Below are 19189 nucleotides of genomic sequence, written 5' to 3'. Positions count from 1 at the left end.
ACGGCTTTGCATGAGCGTCAGTACTAAAAATCCTGCCTATCGCCAATTCACGGCCCGTTGCTTGGTAAAGCAAAAAAGCCTCTCCCGAAGCGTGGTGCTTCGGGAGAGGCTTTTTTGCTTTTCAAAGTTTCACTGGCTTACACTTCCGCCAGCATTTCCCACCGGTCGTTCAACTGCGCCAGTTCCTTTTTCACCTGCTCGAATTTCATCGTCGCGTCTTTCAGCTGCGCGGCGTTTTCGTAGATTTTCGGGTCGGCCAACTGCTTTTCGTAGCCGGCCAGTTCCTTTTCCAAGGTATCAATTTTGGCTTCTACTTCGGCTAGCTCCTTGAGGGCTTTTTTCTGGTCGGGCGACGACGTTTTGGCGGGCATGGCCTCGGCCTTTTTCTCCTCCTTGGGCTGGGGCTTGTTGGCCGATGGCGAGGGCAGGCCGGCTTTCTTGGCGGCCTTCTCGCGGTCGTCCTGCCACCGCTCGTATTCCTCGTAAGTGCCGGGGTATTCTTTCAGCTGGTAGTCTTCGATAAACCAGATTTTGGTGGCCACATTCTCCACGAAGTAGCGGTCGTGGCTGATGACGATAAATGTGCCCTCGTACTGCTCCAGGGCCTGAATGAGGATGTTCACCGACACCATGTCCAGGTGGTTGGTCGGTTCGTCGAGCAGCAGGAAGTTGGCTTCCGAAATCAGGGTTTTGGCCAGGGCCACGCGGCTTTTCTCGCCGCCGCTCAGCACCTTGATTTTCTTGAACACCTCGTCGCCCGTGAAAAGGAACGAGCCCAGCACCGAGCGCAATTCCATGTCGTTGCGCTTCGAGCCGGCCTCGCTCATTTCCTGCAAAATCTCATTGTCGAGCGTCAGGCTTTCGAGCTGGTGCTGGGCGTAGAACGACATAATCACGTTGTGGCCCAGCTGGTGCTTGCCCGCCGTGGGCGCCTCAGTGCCGGCCACCAGGCGCATGAGCGTCGACTTGCCCTTGCCGTTGGCGCCAATCAGCGCGATTTTGTCGCCGCGCTCGATGTGCACGTTGGTGTCGCGGAAGATGAGCTTCTGGTCGTATTTCTTCGTCACGTGCTCCATGCGGAGGATGTGGCGGCCGGGCTCCACCTTGAAGGTGAACTTCATGTTAATTTTGGCCGCGTCCTGGGCCACGTCCTCAATGCGCTCCAGCTTGTCGAGGGCTTTCACGCGGCTCTGGGCCTGCTTGGCCTTGCTGGCCTTGGCCTTGAAGCGCTCAATGAAGCGCTCGGCCTGTCGAATCTGGGCCTGCTGGTTCTCAAAGGCGCCTTTCTGGATGAGGTTGCGCTCCTCTTTTTCTTCGAGGTAGTAGCTGTAGTTGCCGGCGTAGGGCACTAGTTTGCCGCCCAGCACTTCCACGGTGGTGTTGGTGGTACGGTCGAGGAAGGCGCGGTCGTGGCTCACGATGATGACGGCGCCCTCGTAGTCGGCCAGGTAGTTCTCAATCCACTTGATACTCGGCAGGTCCAAGTGGTTGGTGGGTTCGTCGAGGAGCAGGAGGGAGGGTTGCTGGAGCAGAATCTTGGCCAGCATCACGCGCATGCGCCAGCCGCCCGAAAAGCTTTTCAGCGGCTTCTGCAGGTCTTCGGTACTGAAGCCCAGGCCTTCCAGGATTTCTTCGGCGCGGGCCTGCATGGTGTAGCCGCCCAGCGCCTCAAACCGCTCCTGCATGGTGGCCAGCTTGTCCACCAGGTCGTCGGAGTAGTCGGTTTCGAACTGCAGCAGCACCTCGTCAATTTTCTTCTGCAGTTCCAGCGCCTCCTCGAAGGCCTGCATGGCCACGTGCAGAATGCTTTCGTGCGTGTCGTAGCTCAGCAAATCCTGGTTGAGAAAGCCCAAGCTCACGTCCTTGGCCATCGAAATCGAGCCGCCGTCGGCCTTGTACTCGCCCACCAGCAGGCGCAACAGCGTCGATTTGCCGGTGCCGTTGAGGCCGATGAGGCCGATTTTATCCTTGGGCTTGATGTGCAGGCTGGCGTTGTCGTACAGCGTGCGGGAGCCAAAGTGGAAGTCGAGGTCGGAAATAGAAATCATAGAGTCGGGGTATTCAGGGGCAAAGGTACGGCCCCGGGCGCGGTTAACGCCGCCGTGTTCCACCGATTTAAACGACGCACGGCCCACAAAAAATCCCCGCAGCCGGAGCTGCGGGGAAGAGCAATTCGTGGAAAAACGGCTTGGTTTATTGTTTCACCACTTTCAGGGTGCGGGTGCGGTCGCCGTCCTGGTAGCGGGCCAGGTAGAGGCCGGCGGCCAGGCTGCCGAGGTCGAAGCGGACTTCGCGGTTGCGCACGGGCGCGGCTTGCAGGATGCGGCCGGTGTGGTCGAGCAGCTGCACGGTGGCGGCCGGGCTGGCCTCGGCGGGCGCCTGCACGGTGAGGCGGTCGGCCGTGGGGTTGGGGTAGGCGTTCACGGCCAGGGCCTCCCGGGCCGACAGCGCAGCCGTAACGGTGGAATTAATGCTGACCCCCATCACGTTGAGGGTGCCGGTGGTGGAGGATTTGGCGATGCTCACGCTTTGGATAACCTTGCTGGCGTTGGCGGCCACCAGCGCCAAGCGGAATTCATACAGGCGCGGGTCGGTGGTGCTGTTCTGGATGACGTTGTTGTCGCGGCCCACCCGGCCAAAGCCGCGCAGGGCGATGTTGGTGGTGCCCGAGAACCAGTCGGCCGCCGAAAGATTCGTGAATATCTGCGAGGTGCCATCGGCAAAGTTAACCGTGGCCGTGAAGGCGCTGGCCCCGTTGCCGGAGGTGGCCAGCAAGTACACCTCGGTAGCGGCCAGCTGCGTGGTGGGGAAAGTCAACGTGCCCGTGCCCACGCCGTTGATGCGCAGCGAGTTGTTGGCCGCATAAGGGGCGAGCTGAAACGTAAGGCCGGCCGTGGTGGCGCTGGTAAAGAGGCCGTTGGCTGGCAACGACGTGGTGGGCGCCGCGCCGGTTGGGTTCACGAACGTCGGCGCCATGAAATTGAAGCGGTTGCCCACCGCCCCGCCGTCCACGTCGTCGGTGGTTGAGGAGGTGACGGTGCCGGCGCCGTTGGCCACCACGTCGGCGTTGTAGCCGGTCACGGCCACGGGTATCAGCGCGGCATGGGCGGCTGGCAGGGTGCCCAACCCCAGCGTTAGAAGTGCCAGGGTGCGGAAAGAAGTAAAGGTGTTGCGCATAAATGGAAAGCGAAATGGGGTGAAAAAGGGGATGAGTCAAATATAGAGAAGAATGCTGGGCCAATTAATCGTTTAAGCTTTTTTTAGAAAAACTGACTCACCGGGGCGATGACACCAGGGCGCTGATTGTGCAGCCCCCATTTTATTTTGGCAGCGGCGCTTCGTCGGCGCTTTCGCTTAGCTTCTGGGCCAGCTTCTGCGGCACGCCCACGTTGTTGAACAAGCCGCTCACCACGCCCTGCCGCCAGAGCGTGAACACCGAAAAGCGCGGTTCGCGCTTGCTGGTCATTTCACCCGAAATCAGTTTGTCGCGCTTGCGCGGGTTCTGGTCGCGGATGACGAGGACGTTGGCCGCTTTAGAGATAATGCGCTTGAAGAAAGTCTTCTTAATTTCCTCTTCCTTATAGCCTAGCAGCTGCATTTGCAGGCCAGTGTAGCGGGTAGTCATGGTGCCGGTTACGCCCTGGCGGTCGGCCTGCAGCGCGAAGCGAATGCCCTGCACCTCGCCCTTCTTGAACTGCACCAGCCGGGTGGGCACGGTCATGGAGTTGATGATGGCAAAAGGGCTCGGCCCGAAGGTGCCCCATACCCGGTGCCGGCCCTTGGGGTCGAGCAGGTAGGCCGAAATTTGCGCGTCGAGGCGGCACTGGCCCTGCAGGTAGGTGCTGGCCCGGCCGGTGAGGGGCGTGGCGGGCGTCATGCGGCGCCGGTCGTTGCTCAGGTTGAAGAAGCTGCCGTTGAAGCGGCTGATGTTCAGCTTGCCGATGATTGGCGTGCGCGGGCTGCGGTAGGTGGTGTAGAGGCTGCCGTTCACGAAGTCGAGCCGGCGCACGTCGACGGTCACCTTCAAGTGGCGCATCTCCTCGGGCGAGATTTTGGAGAGGTTGGGGTTGATGGGCCCGCGGCCGTCGGAGGCAATCAGCACGTGGGGGCGCTGGGCCACGGCCCGCGCAATGCGGAAGTCGCCGTGGTTCACCAGGTTGGGGTAGTCGAGCCCCGTGAGCGTGAGCGAGGGCACCTTGATGGTGACGGCCGGGGCCTGGTAGCCCTTGCGCAGGTTCATGCCCACGGGGGAGTAGCGGGGCTTGAGGCGCATGTCCTCGAAACGCAGCAGGCGCGCGTCGGTGTCGACCTTCACCCGCTCGCTGCTGGCAAAGTAAAAGGGACTGTCGAAGGGGGCCGACAGCCGGCCCGACTGCCCTTGCCAGCCCAGGGCGTAGGCAATGCGGTTGGGCGCGTCGTCCGAAGGCTGGTCGATGCGAATGCTGCGGCCCGTCAGGTTGAGCTGGCGGATGTGGGGCGAGTGCCGCCAGCGGCCGATGCGGATTTCGGTGTTGCGCACGCGCAGCTCGGCCAGGTCGGAGCGCCGGGCCGCCTTGCTCAGCAGCTGCCACAGCGGGGGCGGCGGCTGGGCTGGCGGAATAAACAGCGCCTTGGCCCCGCTCAGCTCCAGCCGGCGGGCCTTGAAATGACGATGATGCTGCAACTGCGCCGCGTCAAACCCGCTGAGCGTCAGGTGCGGCAGTGTCACGTCGAAGCGGGCGCCGTCGGGCTTGCCCTGTCCGGGGGCGGGCTGCCGCACGCGCAGCGCGCGCAAATCGAAAGTGCCGGCGGCGGTCGATAAGCGCAAGCTGCCCACGCTGACGGGATGCGCGGCCAGCGTGGCCTGGCTGCGGCCCAGGGCCACGTTCCAGCTCTTGGCAAAAAGTACGCTGCGCGCATCGGGTGCCGCGGCCGAATCGTATCGAATGGCGGTGGCCGCAACCTCCATTTGCCGGATAATAGGGTTTTCCGGCGTGCCGGCTACGTGTAGGTATCCATTCCGCACAACCAGCTGCGCTACCTCCACGCTCCTTATGAAATTCGCCCGGGCGGCTGGGTCAGGCGTTGTTGATTGAGCGGGCGTCAGGGTAAGGTGGGGGCCTTGCACCAGCAGCGAATCGACCCGAAGCCGGTGCGTGTGCTGCAAACGCGCTGCATCCAGCCCGGTGAGCAGCAGCCGGGGCAGCGCGAGGGCCAGGCGCGGCGAGCGGGAAGAAACTGGGTTGGTAGGCTGTAGGTGCGCTGAGTCGAGCTGCAGCCGCTTCGCGCTTGTCGAAAAATCCAGTTTGGCCAGGGCCAGCGCGTGGCCCTGCGCCCGCGCCTGGCTCTGCTGCAAGCGCAGGTGCCAGCCGGCGGCGTAGCCCAGGCGCTGCGTGTCGGCCGCGCCGGCGGGGCTCAGGAGCAGGTGGCGGGCGCTGAGGTCGGCGCGGCGCAGGCGGGCGGTGGTTTGGGCGCTGTCGGGCAGGTAGTTGATTTGTGCACGCTGCAGGCCGGCGTAGTTGATGTCCAGCCCTTTCAGCCCCAGCGGCAGCTGCTGGTGCAGGGGCCGGCCGGCGCGGCGGGTGGGCTTGGTGGGCAGGGCCAGCACGTCGAGGCGCACGGAATCGAGCACAGCGCTGTCGACCGGCACCACGCCCTTGTGCAGCAGCGCCAGCAGGCCGACGCCGGTGACGTGCAGCTCGGCCGCGTCGAGGCGCAGGCGGGGCAGGGTGTCGGACACCTGGGCGGCGGGACGCAGGCGCAGACCGCGCAGCCGGATGGCGCGCTGCCAAATACTGGTTTCCAGCTCGTTGACGTGCAGACGGTACTGGCCGTGGGTTTGGGTGAGCACCTGCTTCTCCAGTTGCCGCCGCAGCCAGGGGTCGAGGAAGTGCTGCACCACCAGCGCCAACCCAAGCAACAGCCCGCAAACGCCCAGCAACCACCACACCCAACGATGACGACCCCCCGGCTCCGGAGGCGGGGCCGAAGCGGGTGAGGAAGTATTGGCAGGCAGAAAGGTGTCGGGCACGGGGCAAAAGCGAAGCGGAAATCTCGTAACGCGAAAACAACCGGCCGGGGTTAGGCCCCGGAAGCAGTGTGTCGATGGAGAAGTGGGTTTTGCCGACCAGCGAGCCGGCGAAGGCCTGGCGCGAAGGAAAAATTGTCGGCCGGGCTTAGCCCCAGCCCGTACATTTGGCTTATGCCTACTCCTTCTGCTCCCGACGCCGTGGGCGTCGCGCTGCTGGCCTCCTTCCGGCACAGCTTTCAGATGTATAAAAATCTGGCCGACCGTGCCCTGGCCCAACTCAGCGAGGCCGAGTGGCTGCACCGCCCGGCGCCTGGCAGCAATTCGGCCGCCGTCATTGTGCAGCACATGGCCGGCAACCTACGCTCGCGTTTCACCGATTTTCTGACCTCCGACGGCGAAAAGCCCTCCCGTCGGCGCGACCAGGAATTTGAAGAGCCCGCTACCGTCGCGGCCATCGCGCCCTTGCAGGAGGAATGGAAAGCCGCCTGGCGCGTACTCTTCGAACTGCTCGACACGCTGCAGCCGGCCGACTTGCTCAGCACCGTCACCATTCGCGGCGAGGCCCACACCGTGCTGGCCGCCGTGCAGCGCCAGGTGGCGCATTACGCCTATCACAGCGGCCAGCTCGTACAACTGGCCAAGCAGCTGCGCGGCGAGGCTTTCCCGTCGCTCAGCATTCCGCGCGGCCAGAGCGAGCAATTCAACCAACAAATGGCCCAAAAAACCACTTCATGAGTTTAAACCCCCACGGCAAGCTGCGCGCCGAGCACGTGCAACCGGCGCCGGTCTACCCCGCGCTGCTCCGCCGCAAAGTTGCCGAAGAGCCCCAGCCCAAAGCCGAAAACGAACCCGACAGCCCCATGCTCGCCATCACTTCCCTGCTTAGCCCGCCGCACGCGCTGCGCATCAACAACATCATCAAAAGCCTGGAAGAGAAGTTTGGCCTCGACGACGTGCAGGCCACCCTCGACCCGCACCTGACCTACCAGCTGGCCGGCGTGCGCAAGCTGGAATCGTTGAAAGAGGTGCTGGCCGACGTGGCCACGTCCACCGAGCCGTTTCCGGCCTTCACCACCGGCCTGGGCGTGTTTCCGGGCGAGCGGCCGGTCATCTACATCCCCGTGCTGCGCTCCGATGCCCTCAACGCCCTGCACCAGCGCATCCGGGCGGCCACCGCGCCGCTGTGCCTGCGCACCGACAAGTTCAGCGGCCCCGACTGCTGGCTGCCGCACATCTCCCTGGCGCTGCACGACACCACCGTCGACCTTTTAGGCCCCGTCCTAGCCTACCTCAATCAGGAAACCTACAACCTCAAAATCATCATCGACAACATCACCATCCTGCGGCAGGAAGGCGAGCTGTTTGTGAAGGAAGAAGTGTTTAAAATGGGCGAAAAGGTGCTGGGGTAGAGTTGCCCAGCAAGGCCTGTCATCCTGAGTACTCTGCGAGAGCAGAGACGAAGGATGACAGGCGTTTTTTTATAACAAAGTCTTACACCGTCGGTGGAATCTGCGTGCCTTGGTCGAGGCTCTGCCACAGGTACTTGCAAGCCAGCGTGCGATATGGACGCCAGGCTTCGGCAATGGCGAGCATGCGCTTTTGGAGGGCGCGGCCAGTTTCCTCGAGGCCGTAAAGGCGGCGCATGGCGTTCTGTACGCCCAGGTCGCCTTCGGAAAATACGTCGGGCTGGTCGAGGGCAAACATTTGCAGCATCTGGGCCGTCCAGCGGCCCACGCCTTTGATGGCGGTAAGGTGCTGCGTGAAAGCTTCTTCCGAAAGGCTGGTGAGGTGCTCGTAGTCGAGCAGGCCCCGCTCGTTGTATTCAGCAATGGCCTTGAGGTAGCCGGCTTTCTGGCGCGAGAGGCCCACGGCGCGCAGCTCGTCCTCAGTCAGGGCCAGCACTTCGCGCGGCTCGGGGTAGCCCTCGGGCGGAAACAGCGCCTGAAACCGCTTCCAGATGGCCGCCGCCGCCTTGGTCGAAATCTGCTGGCTGACAATGGCGCGCAGCAGCGACAGGTACAGGTCTTCGTGGGGCCGGGGGTGGATTTCGCGGCCCTTGGCAATGAGGCCACCCAATAAGGGGTCGGCGGCGCTCAGGTGTTCGATGGCAGCTTGGTTGAGCATCACTAAATCGGGAGTAGAGGTTAAAAACGCGGCTTTTCGAGCAGGTCCTGCGGAAAAACCGGAATCAGCGCAATGTCCAGCACCTGGCCGGTGGGGGAGAGGCGCAGGCCGGTGAGGTTACCGCCAAACACCGCGCCCGTGTCGGTGTACAAGGTGTTGGAAGTCTTGTCGAGCACGGGCTCGCCCTTTTCCATCGGCGTGTGGCCCACCACCTGCAATTGGTGGTCGAGCCGCCGGAGCGGGCCGCGCGTCCAGAGCAGGCCGTCGGAGCTGTCGCGGTCGTAGGCCAACGGAGAGGTGCTGATGCCGGCGTGGCTCACCAGCACGTGCTCGTTCTGCCAGAGCAGGGGCCGTTCCATCAGCCAAGGCAGGTGCCGGGCCAGCAGCCCGGCGCGGGTATGGTACTGGTCGGTTGTGCTACGGCCGCCCCACTTGAGCCAGCCCGGGTAAGGTCCATCGGGCCCAAAATGGTGCAACAGCGCGTCCTCGTGGTTGCCCATGAGGAAGGTCGTCGTTTCGGGGTATTTTTCGTTGAGCTCGCGGGCCAGTTCCACAGTAGCCGGAATGTGGGCGCCACGGTCCACCAGGTCGCCCACCTGAATGAGGTGGTCGGTGGCCGGGTCCCAGCGCCTCAGCAATTCCTGAAGCGTGTGGAAGCAGCCATGCACGTCGCCGATGATGAACAAATTCATAGCCTGGCTAACGTTGAAAAAGCGCTGAAGGGTCCGGCTCGGCGCGCTTTCTTCCGCGCTGGGCCGTTAGTCGTTTCGCAGCGAAGCCAGCGCCGCTTCCACGCGGGCGATGCCGTCGTCGTCCACGTCGAGGTGCGTCACGAAGCGTATCCACTGCGGCCCAAAGCTGCTGGCCCGGATGCCTTGCTGCTCCAAGGTGGCCAGGAAGTCGGCTGCCGGCATGGCGTCGGCAAGCCGGAAAATAACGAGGTTGGTTTCCGGGGTCAGCACCTCGGCCACGTAGGGCTGCTGGCCGAGCACGTTAGCCAGGCGGGCGGCGCGGCGGTGGTCGTCGGCCAGGCGCTCCACGTTGTTTTCCAGCGCATAAATGCCCGCCGCGGCCAGGTAGCCGGCCTGCCGCCAGCCCCCGCCCATCACCTTGCGGATGCGCTTGCACTTCTTCACAAAAGCCGCCGAGCCCAGCAGCACCGAGCCCACCGGCGTGCCCAGCCCCTTGCTCAAACACACCGAAATGGAGTCGAACAGCTGCCCGTAGTCCTCGCTACGCTGGCCCGTGGCCACCAGAGCATTGAAAACGCGGGCTCCGTCCAGGTGCCGCGCAATGCCGTGCCGCCGCGCCACGTCGCTGATGGCCCGCAGGTCCTCCAGCGCGTAGCAGGTGCCGCCGCCGCGGTTGTGGGTGTTTTCGAGGCTGATGAGGCGGGTGGTGGGGTAGTGAATGTTTTCAGGCCGAATGGCGGCCTCCACTTGCGCCGCCGTGACGCGGCCCCGCTGGCCCGGCAGCAGCGCCACGCTCGCGCCGGAGTGAAACGCAATGCCGCCCACTTCCCAGAGGTAGATGTGGGAGGTTTGCTCGCAAATCACCTCGCTCAGCGGCTCGGTGTGGGCCTTGATGGCAATCTGGTTGGTCATGGTGCCCGAGGGGCAGAACAGGCCGGCTTCGAGGCCGAAGCGGGCGGCGGCCATTTCCTCGAGGCGGCGCACGGTGGGGTCTTCGTCGTACACGTCGTCGCCCACGGGGGCGGCCATCATGGCGGCCAGCATGGCGGGCGTGGGCCGCGTCACGGTATCGGAGCGCAGGTCAATCACGGAAAGGGAAGCGGAAGTCGTCATAGCAGGCAAAATTAGCGCGCCGGCGGTCCCGTCGCGCCGAGCAAAGGCACCTGTCGGCCAGAAAAAGCCTGGCAGGCTTGCACTTCCCAGCCCAGCTGCGTACTTTTGCCCTCCATTTCGTAAGACCTAGATTTTTTTCCGGCCATGTCCGTTACCCGTCTGAAGCGCAAGCACCGCAAAAACATTGCCCGCGCCAACAACAAGCAAAACATCATCAAAAACCTGCTCCGCACGCCCGTCCTCAAAAATGTGGACCTCGAGGAGCTGAAGTCGCGCTTTAGCGCCGTTGCCATCACCGAATAAATTCTCCTTTTCGCCAACCGCCATGTCCGTTACCCGTCTGAAGCGCAAGCACCGCAAGAACATTGCCCGTGCCAACAACAAGCAGAACATCATCAAAAACCTGCTTCGCACGCCCGTGCTGAAGAACGTGGATTTGGAAGAGCTGAAGTCGCGCTTCAGCACCGCTGCCCCGGCCTCGGCCGAAGCTAAAGCCGAAACCGGTAGCCTCCTGGACACGGTGAAGCACGCCGCCAGCGCCGCCGTTGACAAGGTGAAAGAAGTGGCTGCCGACGTAGCTGACGCCGTTTCGCACTCCGAAGTGGTAGAGAAAGCTTCGCACCTGGTGAGCGACGCCGTTGACAAAGTGAAAGAAGTGGTGGCCGGCGACAAAACCGCCGCCAACGCCAACGCTTTCGACGACGCCGAAGCCGTGACCAAGCCCGTGAACGAAGACGGCCAGGAAGGCGAGCACCCCAAGCCCGAAATCGCGCTGTAAGCAGCCGCTGCGGCCTCGCGCCAGTAGTTTAAGATTGTAGCAAGCCCCGTTATCTGTTTCACAGATGGCGGGGCTTGTCGGTTTCGCTGCCTGTGGTCGGCTGGTTCGGTCTGTCATTGCGAGTGGAGCGTAGCGGAACGCGGCAATCCGTCCTGTCAAAACCAGACGCTGTCTTTTACCAGAAAGCCCCGGCACTGCGTAATGCCGAGGCTTTTTAATTGGTTTGTCACGTTAGAAGGGTAGTCGCTGAGAACAGGACGGATTGCCACGGCCTGCGGCCTCGCAATGACAAACGGCCCCAGCCGGCGTATCCGCCTCAACTGGCCCGTTTCCCCAACTCCACCGCCTGCAAATCGACCACCTTCCCCGCTTCGATGCCGAAGCGCAGCAGCGTGCGCACCTGGTGGAAGCCGTGGCGCCCGGCCGCGCCGGGGTTGAGGTGGAGCAGGCCCAGCTTTTTATCGGGCATCACCCGCAGAATGTGCGAGTGGCCGGTGACGAATAGGCCCGGCCGAACCTCGGCCAGCAGGGGCCGGGCGGCTGGCGCGTAGTGCCCCGGGTAGCCGCCGATGTGCGTGATGAGCACACGAAGGCCCTCAACCTCAAAATCTTGCACCAGCGGCTGGGTGCGGCGCACGTCCGTGCCGTCGATATTGCCGTACACGCCCCGGAAGCGCGGCGCCAGGGCCTGCAGTTCGTCCACCACGCGGGCGTCGCCGAAATCGCCGGCGTGCCAGATTTCGTCGCAGCCGCGCAGATGATGCGCGATTCGTTCGTCGAGGTAGCCGTGGGTGTCGGAAAGCAGGCCGATGCGTGTCATGCCGCAAAGATGGGGCCCGCCGCCAAATCGGTCCGGCCCCGTATCTTGCGGCCGCTGCCCAAAGCTTATTTTCTCAATCTTCCTTGATTTCGGCGGCCCCGTTGCCCGTTATCGTTTCCTCAAGCCGCTTTTCCCGATGAATATTTTCATCAACGACATACCGCTGGTTATCAAAAAGCTCAGCGAAAAAGTATACAAGCACAAGTTCGACCTCATCCTGAGCCCCGACGACGAATTCACGTCGAAGGACCTGGTGGGCGATGTGCTCGTGAAAGACGCCGGCCCCCTGTTCATCGACCGCCTGCTGCGCCTGATGGAAGTGAAAAAGCTCAAAAAGCTGAAGTCGCTCACCATGCTGGTCAAAAAGAAGAAGCACGTCATCCTGCACCTCAAAGACCAGTTCAAAATTGCCAAAGCCGGCGGCGGGCTGGTGGTGAAAGGCGACCAGGTGCTGATGATTTACCGCCTTGGCAAGTGGGACCTGCCCAAGGGCAAGCTCAAGAGCGACGAGGACACGGCCGCCGGCGCCCTGCGCGAAGTGGAGGAGGAAACCAACATCAAGCTCGAATTGGGCGAGGAACTGCCCAGCACCTGGCACAGCTACGCCTACAAGGGCAACAAGATGCTGAAAAAAACCAGCTGGTACCTGATGAAGTGCCTCGACGACAGCCTGATGAAGCCGCAGACCGAGGAGTACATTGAGGAAGTGCGCTGGATGTCGCCCCAGGAGGCCCTGGCCAAGCTGGAAGATTCCTATGCTTCCATTGCGCTGGTGGTGCGGCACTACCTGAGCGAAATGGCCGGCAAGCCCGCCAAGGCAGCCCCCGCGGCTGGTAAATAAATAATAGTATATTGCGGTCTATGCGACCGATACTGACAGGAGCAGGAGTGGTGTTGGCGGCAACGGCTCTGAGCGTGGGCGCCTGCTCGGGCGGGCGCGAGCAAGTGCGGGAGCACACTGCCCGCCCGGCCGCCCCGGACAGGGCCGCGCCCAGCCTCGATGTGCCGGCCCTGCTTGCCCTCTCGTTCGATGAGCTGAACCAGCGGGTGGGGCCGTGGCAGCCCGTGCCGCCTGGCTTCGTCGACCCCACGCTGGACCCGCTCTCGCAGCGCCGGGGCCCCATCGACTCGATGGCGATGTTCCGGCGCGGCGGCCTAGCGCTGGTGGTGGCCTACGATTACCGCACCCGCCGCGTAAACGACCTGCTGCTGCTGGGCAGCAACGAAGAAGAACTCATGCGCCGCGCCCACCTGCAGCTGGGCGCCGACCACTATCTGGTGCTGCCCGTGTTTCAGGCCAGCCAGCCCAGCCAACTCATGGGGCTGCGGGTGCTGGCGCTGGCGCTCAATCAATAGTTGAAACCAAAAGCCCAACAGCCTACTTGGCTCCTGCTATCAGGAAGCTACTGGCGGCAGGGTGAAGGGCAAAAAGGCGTCTACGTTGCCGCCGTAGCGGTGAATGTCGCGGATGATGGTGCTGCTGATGGCGCCCAGGTCCGGCGCGGTCAGCAGGAACACCGTTTCCAGCCCGGGGTTGACGTGCTGGTTGCCGTAGGCAATGGGTTTTTCGTACTCAAAATCAATGCTATTGCGCAGCCCGCGCAGCAGGAAGCGGGCCCCTGCCTCGCGGGCGAACTCCGCCGTGAGCCCCCGAAACGTGCGCACCGACACCCGCGGCTCGTTCTGAAACACCTCGCCGAGCAGGGCCAGCATCTGCTCGATGGGCACGTAGCGCTGCTTGCTGCTATTGGTGCCAATGGCCACGATAACCTCATCAAACAGCTCCGCCCCGCGGCGCACAATGTCGAGGTGCCCGTTGGTGAAGGGGTCGAAAGAGCCGGGGAAAATGGCGATGCGGGGCATGGTATAAGCGTTGAGTTTTGAGAGTTGAATGTTGAGTTGAGAAGATGTTCAAATTCAATACTCAACCCTTAAAACTCAACATTATTTACGCAAAGTGCAGGCTGAACAAGTCAAAATAACGGTACTCGAACACGTCGTTGAGCCGGTAGCTGTACTGCACGTTGCCGGGGCGGGGGCCGAAGCGCACCTGCCGCACATAGGTGCGCAGCAGGCTGAAAATGGCCGAATCGGGCGTGAGCTCGCCCCACACCGTCACCTCGTCCTCGTCGGGATTGAGGCCCAGTTCCTGCATCACCAAGATGGTGTAGTACACCACGTCCTCGGCCGTGGAGGTGGAAAAAACGTTGCAGTACTCCAGGTGCTGGCCCAGCACCACCAGGGTAAGCTCCTGCGGGCCGGGGTTGAGGTAGAGGCGGCGGGGCGACGCGGCGCCGCGCTGGTGCACCAAACCGGCCAGCAGGGCGCTGGTGTGGTGCAAAAGGCGGCCGCTGGCGCCATGCGTAGTGCCCAGCCAGTTGGCAACGGCCGCGTCGGCCGCAAACACGTTCACCAGCTCCAGGCCGGGGTGGGTGGTGTGGCGCACGGTTTCGAAGGGCGTGAGAAAATGGTGCAGGCGCAGGGCCGCTTCTTCGTCGCCGGCCCGAAACAAGGGCGCCGGCAGCAGGGTGAAGGCGCGGCCCGTGATGGCCAAGCGCACGGCGTTCCAGCCCCGCTGGCCCAGAAAATCGTGCTGCGCGGCCAGCGCGGGCAGGCCACCCGTTGGCAACGCTTGCTCTTCCAGGGCTACGAATTTATTGCGCTCCACATCGGCCACCGCTAGCTGCAGGCGCGTGGGGCTGGCCAGCAAATACAGATTGTAGGCCCCCAGCGTGGCGGCGTCAAACGTCTCGTCGCGCAAACGCAACGAAGAGTTGGCGGCGGATGCAGAAGCAGTTGAAGCAGTGGAAACGGACACGAATTCGGCGCGAAAATGCCCGAAGATAACGCTTCGCCCGATGAGAAAGGAAAGATGTGCGCAACCAGTCTTCGTTCGGAGCGTGGCAGAGGTCCTTGGTAACGCTCAGCACGAAGGCCGGTTCTACGCTAACTCAAGCGAAGCGCTGCTGCGGCACGAACACGTCGTCGGGGCTGAGCAGGTGCTGCAACACGGGGTGCACTTGGTTTGGGGGCAGCTGCAGCAGCTGGCGCGGTGTATGCCAGGCCAGCTCGGTGAGCAACTGCTGGTGAGACGCGTGCTCGGGGTCGTGGCCGAGCCGGGGCTGCGCGGCATCGTCGGCGATGACTTCAAAAAACAGCTCCAGGGCCTGTAGCTTGTCGGTGCTGAATTCGTGCAGGTGCAAAAAGCGGCCCACCTGCACATTCAGGCCCGTTTCCTCCAAAAACTCGCGGGCGAGCGCCGCCCGAATGCTTTCGCCAAACTGCCACCCGCCCCCCGGCGGCGACCAGAACGAGGCACCCTCCGGCAGCAGGCCCCGGTGCGCCGCCAGCAGCAGGGCTCCGTCGCGCAGGAGCAGGCCGCCGACGCGCACCCGCACTTTGCCCGAATAGGCCGCCAATAAGGCCTCGGAATCGATAGTGGTTGGATTGGTCATGCAGCAACAAGTAGCGAGAATGTTTTCAACCGGATGAGAGAAGCGTGCATGGCAAACGCGGAGCGACGGGGTTTGTTTTAAGAATTGACGGGAAAAGAAAAACTCAGCCGTTGGCCCGCCGCCGGGCCCGCCAGCGGCGCAGGCGGCTCAGCACATACACCACCAGAAGCAGCACCAGAGCGGCCGCGAGCAGCGGCAACAGCAGCGTGAGCGCCACGCCGCCAATGGCCAACGTGTTTTCGGCCGTGGCCAGCACGGGGTTGGCCAGGCCGGCGGTGGTGGCGGTGGAGGCGCCCCGCAACAGGGCCGTCGCGGTTTGGACCAGGCCGGCTGTGCCGCCGCCCACCAGAACGCCCAGCGTCCAGCGCACGGTGGGGTCGAGGTGGGGGAGGGCCGACGTCATGAGGATGGTGCCGGCTACAAACGAGGCCGGCGTGGTGAGCGTGTCGAGAACGTGGTCGACCACCGGAATGTAGTAGCCCGCGATTTCGACCAGCGTGGCCGTGCCCAGCGTGAGCAGCGCCGCCCAGCTACCCAGCCACGCAAACCCTGCCGCCGGCGCGAGGTAGCCGAAATGGTAGCAGAGGCTGGCCGCCAGCAGCGGCACAAACACCCGAAACCCGCTGCATGCCGCCAGGCCCAGCCCCAGCGCGCCCGCCATTAGGTATTGCATTGCCGGTAGCTGTTCCATAGAGTTTGGGAAGGAAAAAATGAAAGAAGAAACTCCCAGCCCGTCCGCAGCCAGTACCTTTGGATTTCCGCCCAAGAATGAGGATTTAAGGCCTCTAGAAGTAGCTTTTTAGTTCTCGAAAGTTCTAGCGCCTGGTGCAGAGTACAAATCAGTACAAAGCTGATGAATGAACTATCGGCTTCTTTATTTAAGCAAACTTAACCGACTTTTCGTGTCTGCAAATACCCCCGAAACCGCTGCTACCCCCGACCTTGAAGCGCGCATCCGCCGCAAGCTCACCGGGCAGCGCTTCATGCACCTGATTGGGGCCGACCTCACGGCCATCGCCCCCGGCCGCATCGAGGCCGAGCTAACTCTGGCCGAGCAGCACCAGCAGCAGCGCGGCTTCGCCCACGGCGGCCTCATCGCCACGCTGGCCGATTTGGTGGCCGGCTTTGCGGCCGTCACGCTCGTGCCCGACAATTTTGGGGTGGTGACCGCCGATTTGAGAGTTTCCTATCTGCACCCCGGCTTCGGCCAGAAATTAAAAGCCATCGGCTGGGTGTTGAAAGCCGGGCGCCGCCTGCATTTTTGCGAGGCCGAAGTGTGGTGCGACGACCTGCTGATTGCCAAGGCCAGTGCCACAATGGCGGTGATTGAGCCCAGTTGATAATTGAATCTCCACCTCTGAGCGCTGGGTATGAGCAAGTTTAATTACTACATTTTTTGGGCACGATATAAGCGCAAGGATATGTACTTGCTTTGGAGAGAAGGCTTGGAGGAAAAAGATTCTTTCTGGACTTCTGATAATCAGCTTGTGCCCGCGTTTAGGAGTAGCGAAAAAATCGTTGAACTGGCAAAAAAGCAGCACCTTTCGCTTAACGCTGAACCGCCGAAACTTCTTGACTTCGATGCGGTGGCTTCCTGGATGGACAACCCTGAAAAAATGCCGCCTGCCGCTTCACTGGAAGCCTGGAACATCTTTACTGATGTGAGCCAGAGCGCCGGAAAGCCCTTCGATGGCGATACGAAGTCTCCCGTTCGCAACCGGGTGTTTGAGCTATTGTATGTGACCGCCGGGATATGGCGACGGCCAGGACATCCCTGGGGCCCGGTAGTGTGGCCCCGTCAGGAGCGCAAGGTGCTGCGTCGCATCCTGCTTCAAGGATTCCGGCTGTGGAATAAGCACGTTTATGACGCAGATTGACTTTATAAAGCAGCAGCGTGAAAGCAGCAGCGTGCCTAATTTGATATTGTTGAAACTGTAATAATGCTCTCCCTCCGCACCCCGTCCGTCCGCGACTATTTCCCCTACGAACCCACCGAAGACCAGGCCCTGCTGTTCACGCAGCTCGACGCGTTTTTGAAAGACCAGCTGCCGGGGCGTAAGATTTTTGTGCTGCGCGGCTACGCCGGCACCGGCAAAACCACCGTGGTAAGTGCCCTAGTGCAGTGGCTGCACAAGCTGCAGCGCAAGTACACCCTGCTAGCGCCCACCGGCCGCGCCGCCAAGGTGATGGCGGGCTACGCGGGCGTAGCGGCCAGCACCATTCACAAGAAAATCTACCGTCAGACCTCGGGCGCCCCGTCCGAACGGCTCAACTTTCAGCGCCAACCCAACCGCACCGAGCAAACCCTCTACATCGTGGACGAAGCCTCGATGATTTCGGACGAAAAAGCCTTCGGCGAAAACGGCTTGCTGGATGACCTGATGGGCTTCGTGTTCGAGAAAACCAGCAACAAGCTGCTGCTCATCGGCGATACGGCGCAGCTGCCGCCGGTGGGCCAGCTCCTGAGCCCGGCCCTCGACCCGGAACTGCTGGCGCACCGTTTCCGGGCCACGGTGGGCAGCGTGGAGCTGCGCCAGGTGATGCGCCAGGCCCAGCAGTCGGGCATTCTGGTGAATGCCACCGAGCTGCGCGAGGAGCTGCGCGCGGAAACGCCCAATATTCAGCTGCATACCAATGGTTTCCGCGACATGTTCAAAATGGGCGGCGACAAGCTGGAGGACGGTCTGCGCTGGGCCTACCGCCAGTTCGGCCACGAAAACACCACCATCATCTGCCGCTCGAACCGCAACGCCAACCAGTACAACCAGCTCATCCGGCGGGCCTTGTTCGATGCCGAGGAGGAGATTGAGGGCGGCGACTACCTGATGGTGGTGCGCAACAATTACTTCTGGCTGCCGAAGGACTCCGAAATCGGTTTCCTGGCCAACGGCGACTTCCTGGAAATCAGGAAGGTGGTGCGGCGCGAGGAGGTGTACGGCTTTCACTTTGCCCAGGCGCTGGTGCGCTTGGTGGACTACCCCGACGAGCCCGAAATTGAAGTGAAGCTGCTGCTCGACACGCTGCACACCGAAAGCCCGGCCCTGCCCTCCGACCGCAATAACGCCCTGTATCTGGCCGTGAGCGAGGACTACGCCCACCTTACCACCAAGGCCGAGCGGTACAAGGAAATGCGCAAAGACCCCTACCTCAACGCCCTGCAAATCAAGTTTGCCTACGCCCTCACCTGCCATAAGGCGCAGGGCGGGCAGTGGCAGGCCGTGTTCGTCGACCACGGCTTTTTGAAGCCCGACGAGCCGCTGGCGGGCGAGTTTGCGCGCTGGCTCTACACGGCCATTACGCGAGCGTCGGAGCGGCTGTTCTTGCTCAATTTTCAGCAGAAGCTGATTAGCGACCCCGTGGAAGAGGACTGAGCAGGCGTTGTGGGCCGTATGGCACGAGTACCCCGAAGCTCCGCTTCGGCTCACGGCCGCATCGTTCAACGGGCCGAAGCGGAGCTTCGGGGTACTCGTGCCAGGCGGGGCATGGAATGAAATTCCCGGGGCGCGGGTTTCGGGTACTTCACGGTATCTTCAGGGTTCGTTGCCAAGTTTGGCCGTAAATTTGCCAGTGGCGGCGAAACCGTTAAATTTGCTAAACCCCAACTCCTTCAATTCTTTTTAAGCTTTCCGCTCCATGAAAAAAACCTTGCTCCTCGCCCTGAGCCTGACCGCTGCCGCTTACACCGCCCAAGCCCAGGCCACGTCCACGAAAGCAGCCGCTACGGCCGGCCCCGCCATCACCTTCGAAGAGTCGAAATACGACTTCGGCTCGGTGGTGCAAGGCGGCGTGGTTGACCACACCTTCAAGTTCCGCAACACCGGCACCGCGCCCCTCATCATTTCCAACATCGGCGTGAGCTGCGGCTGCACCACCCCCGAGTGGACCAAAGAGCCCGTAGCCCCCGGCAAGACCGGCACCATCTCGGCCCACTTCAACTCGGCCGGCAAAATGGGTATGCAGAACAAAGTGCTGACCATTGAGTCGAACGCCGCTGCTGGCAGCACCACCGTGTCGCTGGTAGGCGAAGTGAAAGAGGCCTCGGCCACGGCCAACGCCGCCCCCGCCATGACCACGACCACAGCCGCCGGCGACGCCAAAGTGAAGACGGACGGCAAGAAAACCAAAGAGAAAGTGGGCGACGCCAAAGTGAAAGTGAAAACCAAGTAAGCTTTTCTGGCTTCTGCTCTAACGCTAAAA

21 protein-coding genes are annotated in these 19189 nt (G+C 62.5%); 10 read left to right on the top strand and 11 right to left on the bottom strand.

Annotated features, from left to right (window positions below):
- Positions 1-137: 137 nt before the first annotated feature.
- From MTP16_RS21245 to MTP16_RS21235, 3 genes are all read right to left on the bottom strand, one after another.
- Positions 138-2048 carry an ABC-F family ATP-binding cassette domain-containing protein gene (locus MTP16_RS21245; protein ID WP_243513574.1) on the bottom strand — a complete coding sequence of 637 codons (1911 nt, stop codon included), beginning with the start codon at positions 2046-2048 and terminating at the stop codon, positions 138-140.
- A gap of 145 nt (positions 2049-2193) precedes the next feature.
- Positions 2194-3177: a T9SS type A sorting domain-containing protein gene (locus MTP16_RS21240; RefSeq protein ID WP_243513573.1), complete on the bottom strand. Its 984-nt coding sequence runs from the start codon at positions 3175-3177 to the stop codon at positions 2194-2196.
- Between the two features lie 142 nt (positions 3178-3319).
- A complete protein-coding gene (locus tag MTP16_RS21235) occupies positions 3320-6010 on the bottom strand; it encodes a hypothetical protein (protein WP_243513572.1) in 2691 nt (896 codons plus the stop codon).
- A gap of 171 nt (positions 6011-6181) precedes the next feature.
- Here MTP16_RS21235 and MTP16_RS21230 point away from each other — a divergent pair, with 171 nt between their 5' ends.
- Both MTP16_RS21230 and MTP16_RS21225 read left to right on the top strand, forming a co-directional pair.
- Complete coding sequence (locus MTP16_RS21230; RefSeq protein WP_243513570.1) at positions 6182-6745, top strand: DUF1572 family protein; 564 nt, start codon at positions 6182-6184, stop codon at positions 6743-6745.
- The gene (locus MTP16_RS21225; RefSeq protein WP_243513567.1) at positions 6742-7419 is read left to right on the top strand and encodes a 2'-5' RNA ligase family protein; all 678 of its coding nucleotides are present in this window, start codon (positions 6742-6744) and stop codon (positions 7417-7419) included. The genes MTP16_RS21230 and MTP16_RS21225 overlap by 4 nt, the downstream gene beginning before the upstream one ends.
- An 82-nt stretch (positions 7420-7501) precedes the next feature.
- Here the strand turns inward: MTP16_RS21225 and MTP16_RS21220 are convergent, their stop codons facing one another.
- From MTP16_RS21220 to MTP16_RS21210, 3 genes are all read right to left on the bottom strand, one after another.
- A complete protein-coding gene (locus MTP16_RS21220; protein ID WP_243513564.1) occupies positions 7502-8134 on the bottom strand; it encodes a DNA-3-methyladenine glycosylase family protein in 633 nt (210 codons plus the stop codon).
- A gap of 20 nt (positions 8135-8154) precedes the next feature.
- The gene (locus MTP16_RS21215; protein ID WP_243513563.1) at positions 8155-8826 is read right to left on the bottom strand and encodes a metallophosphoesterase family protein; all 672 of its coding nucleotides are present in this window, start codon (positions 8824-8826) and stop codon (positions 8155-8157) included.
- Between the two features lie 66 nt (positions 8827-8892).
- Positions 8893-9939, bottom strand: coding sequence for a threonine aldolase family protein (locus MTP16_RS21210; RefSeq protein WP_243513555.1), 1047 nt, complete (start codon positions 9937-9939; stop codon positions 8893-8895).
- A 144-nt stretch (positions 9940-10083) separates the two neighbouring features.
- On the opposite strand from MTP16_RS21210, the gene MTP16_RS21205 reads away from it, so the two are divergent.
- Both MTP16_RS21205 and MTP16_RS21200 read left to right on the top strand, forming a co-directional pair.
- Positions 10084-10242, top strand: a complete 159-nt coding sequence (locus MTP16_RS21205; RefSeq protein WP_243513551.1) for a hypothetical protein — start codon at positions 10084-10086, stop codon at positions 10240-10242.
- Between the two features lie 22 nt (positions 10243-10264).
- Positions 10265-10717 carry a hypothetical protein gene (locus MTP16_RS21200; RefSeq protein WP_243520130.1) on the top strand — a complete coding sequence of 151 codons (453 nt, stop codon included), beginning with the start codon at positions 10265-10267 and terminating at the stop codon, positions 10715-10717.
- Between the two features lie 316 nt (positions 10718-11033).
- Here the strand turns inward: MTP16_RS21200 and MTP16_RS21195 are convergent, their stop codons facing one another.
- Positions 11034-11537 carry a metallophosphoesterase family protein gene (locus MTP16_RS21195; RefSeq protein ID WP_243513548.1) on the bottom strand — a complete coding sequence of 168 codons (504 nt, stop codon included), beginning with the start codon at positions 11535-11537 and terminating at the stop codon, positions 11034-11036.
- 136 nt (positions 11538-11673) lie between these two features.
- On the opposite strand from MTP16_RS21195, the gene MTP16_RS21190 reads away from it, so the two are divergent.
- A complete protein-coding gene (locus tag MTP16_RS21190; protein ID WP_243513546.1) occupies positions 11674-12378 on the top strand; it encodes an NUDIX hydrolase in 705 nt (234 codons plus the stop codon).
- A 20-nt stretch (positions 12379-12398) separates the two neighbouring features.
- Complete coding sequence (locus tag MTP16_RS21185) at positions 12399-12893, top strand: hypothetical protein (protein WP_243513544.1); 495 nt, start codon at positions 12399-12401, stop codon at positions 12891-12893.
- 39 nt (positions 12894-12932) lie between these two features.
- Here the strand turns inward: MTP16_RS21185 and coaD are convergent, their stop codons facing one another.
- From coaD to MTP16_RS21165, 4 genes are all read right to left on the bottom strand, one after another.
- Entirely contained in the window at positions 12933-13400 is a 468-nt protein-coding gene (gene coaD, locus MTP16_RS21180) for a pantetheine-phosphate adenylyltransferase (protein ID WP_243513543.1), read from the bottom strand.
- A gap of 85 nt (positions 13401-13485) precedes the next feature.
- On the bottom strand, positions 13486-14355 hold the full coding sequence (locus MTP16_RS21175) for a DUF3822 family protein (RefSeq protein WP_243513541.1): 870 nt from the start codon (positions 14353-14355) through the stop codon (positions 13486-13488).
- Positions 14356-14488: 133 nt separating this feature from the next.
- Positions 14489-14992, bottom strand: coding sequence for an NUDIX domain-containing protein (locus MTP16_RS21170; protein WP_243513540.1), 504 nt, complete (start codon positions 14990-14992; stop codon positions 14489-14491).
- A 103-nt stretch (positions 14993-15095) separates the two neighbouring features.
- A complete protein-coding gene (locus tag MTP16_RS21165) occupies positions 15096-15683 on the bottom strand; it encodes a DUF4126 domain-containing protein (protein ID WP_243513539.1) in 588 nt (195 codons plus the stop codon).
- A gap of 211 nt (positions 15684-15894) precedes the next feature.
- Between MTP16_RS21165 and MTP16_RS21160 the strand changes: the two genes are divergently transcribed.
- The 4 genes from MTP16_RS21160 (at position 15895) to MTP16_RS21145 (ending at position 19159) form a co-directional block, all read left to right on the top strand.
- Positions 15895-16332 (top strand): PaaI family thioesterase, encoded by a 438-nt coding sequence (locus MTP16_RS21160; RefSeq protein ID WP_243513537.1) that lies wholly within the window; start codon positions 15895-15897, stop codon positions 16330-16332.
- A 30-nt stretch (positions 16333-16362) separates the two neighbouring features.
- On the top strand, positions 16363-16869 hold the full coding sequence (locus MTP16_RS21155) for a hypothetical protein (RefSeq protein WP_243513535.1): 507 nt from the start codon (positions 16363-16365) through the stop codon (positions 16867-16869).
- 63 nt (positions 16870-16932) lie between these two features.
- The gene (locus tag MTP16_RS21150; protein ID WP_243513531.1) at positions 16933-18363 is read left to right on the top strand and encodes an ATP-dependent DNA helicase; all 1431 of its coding nucleotides are present in this window, start codon (positions 16933-16935) and stop codon (positions 18361-18363) included.
- 262 nt (positions 18364-18625) lie between these two features.
- Entirely contained in the window at positions 18626-19159 is a 534-nt protein-coding gene (locus MTP16_RS21145) for a DUF1573 domain-containing protein (protein WP_317244078.1), read from the top strand.
- Positions 19160-19189: the final 30 nt, after the last annotated feature.

Source organism: Hymenobacter monticola (genome assembly GCF_022811645.1).
Taxonomy (GTDB): domain Bacteria; phylum Bacteroidota; class Bacteroidia; order Cytophagales; family Hymenobacteraceae; genus Hymenobacter; species Hymenobacter monticola.
Note: the sequence above shows the minus strand (reverse complement) of the source record. Positions and strands in the feature narration are given on the sequence as shown.

Coding starts and splice junctions, on each gene's coding strand:
- MTP16_RS21195 (WP_243513548.1), bottom strand. CDS start 11,537: ATGACACGCATCGGCCTGCTTTCCGACACCCACGGCTACCTCGACGAA.
- MTP16_RS21165 (WP_243513539.1), bottom strand. CDS start 15,683: ATGGAACAGCTACCGGCAATGCAATACCTAATGGCGGGCGCGCTGGGG.
- MTP16_RS21210 (WP_243513555.1), bottom strand. CDS start 9,939: ATGACGACTTCCGCTTCCCTTTCCGTGATTGACCTGCGCTCCGATACC.
- MTP16_RS21155 (WP_243513535.1), top strand. CDS start 16,363: ATGAGCAAGTTTAATTACTACATTTTTTGGGCACGATATAAGCGCAAG.
- MTP16_RS21150 (WP_243513531.1), top strand. CDS start 16,933: ATGCTCTCCCTCCGCACCCCGTCCGTCCGCGACTATTTCCCCTACGAA.
- MTP16_RS21190 (WP_243513546.1), top strand. CDS start 11,674: ATGAATATTTTCATCAACGACATACCGCTGGTTATCAAAAAGCTCAGC.
- MTP16_RS21200 (WP_243520130.1), top strand. CDS start 10,265: ATGTCCGTTACCCGTCTGAAGCGCAAGCACCGCAAGAACATTGCCCGT.
- MTP16_RS21220 (WP_243513564.1), bottom strand. CDS start 8,134: ATGCTCAACCAAGCTGCCATCGAACACCTGAGCGCCGCCGACCCCTTA.
- MTP16_RS21230 (WP_243513570.1), top strand. CDS start 6,182: ATGCCTACTCCTTCTGCTCCCGACGCCGTGGGCGTCGCGCTGCTGGCC.
- MTP16_RS21145 (WP_317244078.1), top strand. CDS start 18,626: ATGAAAAAAACCTTGCTCCTCGCCCTGAGCCTGACCGCTGCCGCTTAC.
- MTP16_RS21245 (WP_243513574.1), bottom strand. CDS start 2,048: ATGATTTCTATTTCCGACCTCGACTTCCACTTTGGCTCCCGCACGCTG.
- MTP16_RS21185 (WP_243513544.1), top strand. CDS start 12,399: ATGCGACCGATACTGACAGGAGCAGGAGTGGTGTTGGCGGCAACGGCT.
- MTP16_RS21215 (WP_243513563.1), bottom strand. CDS start 8,826: ATGAATTTGTTCATCATCGGCGACGTGCATGGCTGCTTCCACACGCTT.
- MTP16_RS21225 (WP_243513567.1), top strand. CDS start 6,742: ATGAGTTTAAACCCCCACGGCAAGCTGCGCGCCGAGCACGTGCAACCG.
- MTP16_RS21170 (WP_243513540.1), bottom strand. CDS start 14,992: ATGACCAATCCAACCACTATCGATTCCGAGGCCTTATTGGCGGCCTAT.
- MTP16_RS21240 (WP_243513573.1), bottom strand. CDS start 3,177: ATGCGCAACACCTTTACTTCTTTCCGCACCCTGGCACTTCTAACGCTG.
- MTP16_RS21205 (WP_243513551.1), top strand. CDS start 10,084: ATGTCCGTTACCCGTCTGAAGCGCAAGCACCGCAAAAACATTGCCCGC.
- coaD (WP_243513543.1), bottom strand. CDS start 13,400: ATGCCCCGCATCGCCATTTTCCCCGGCTCTTTCGACCCCTTCACCAAC.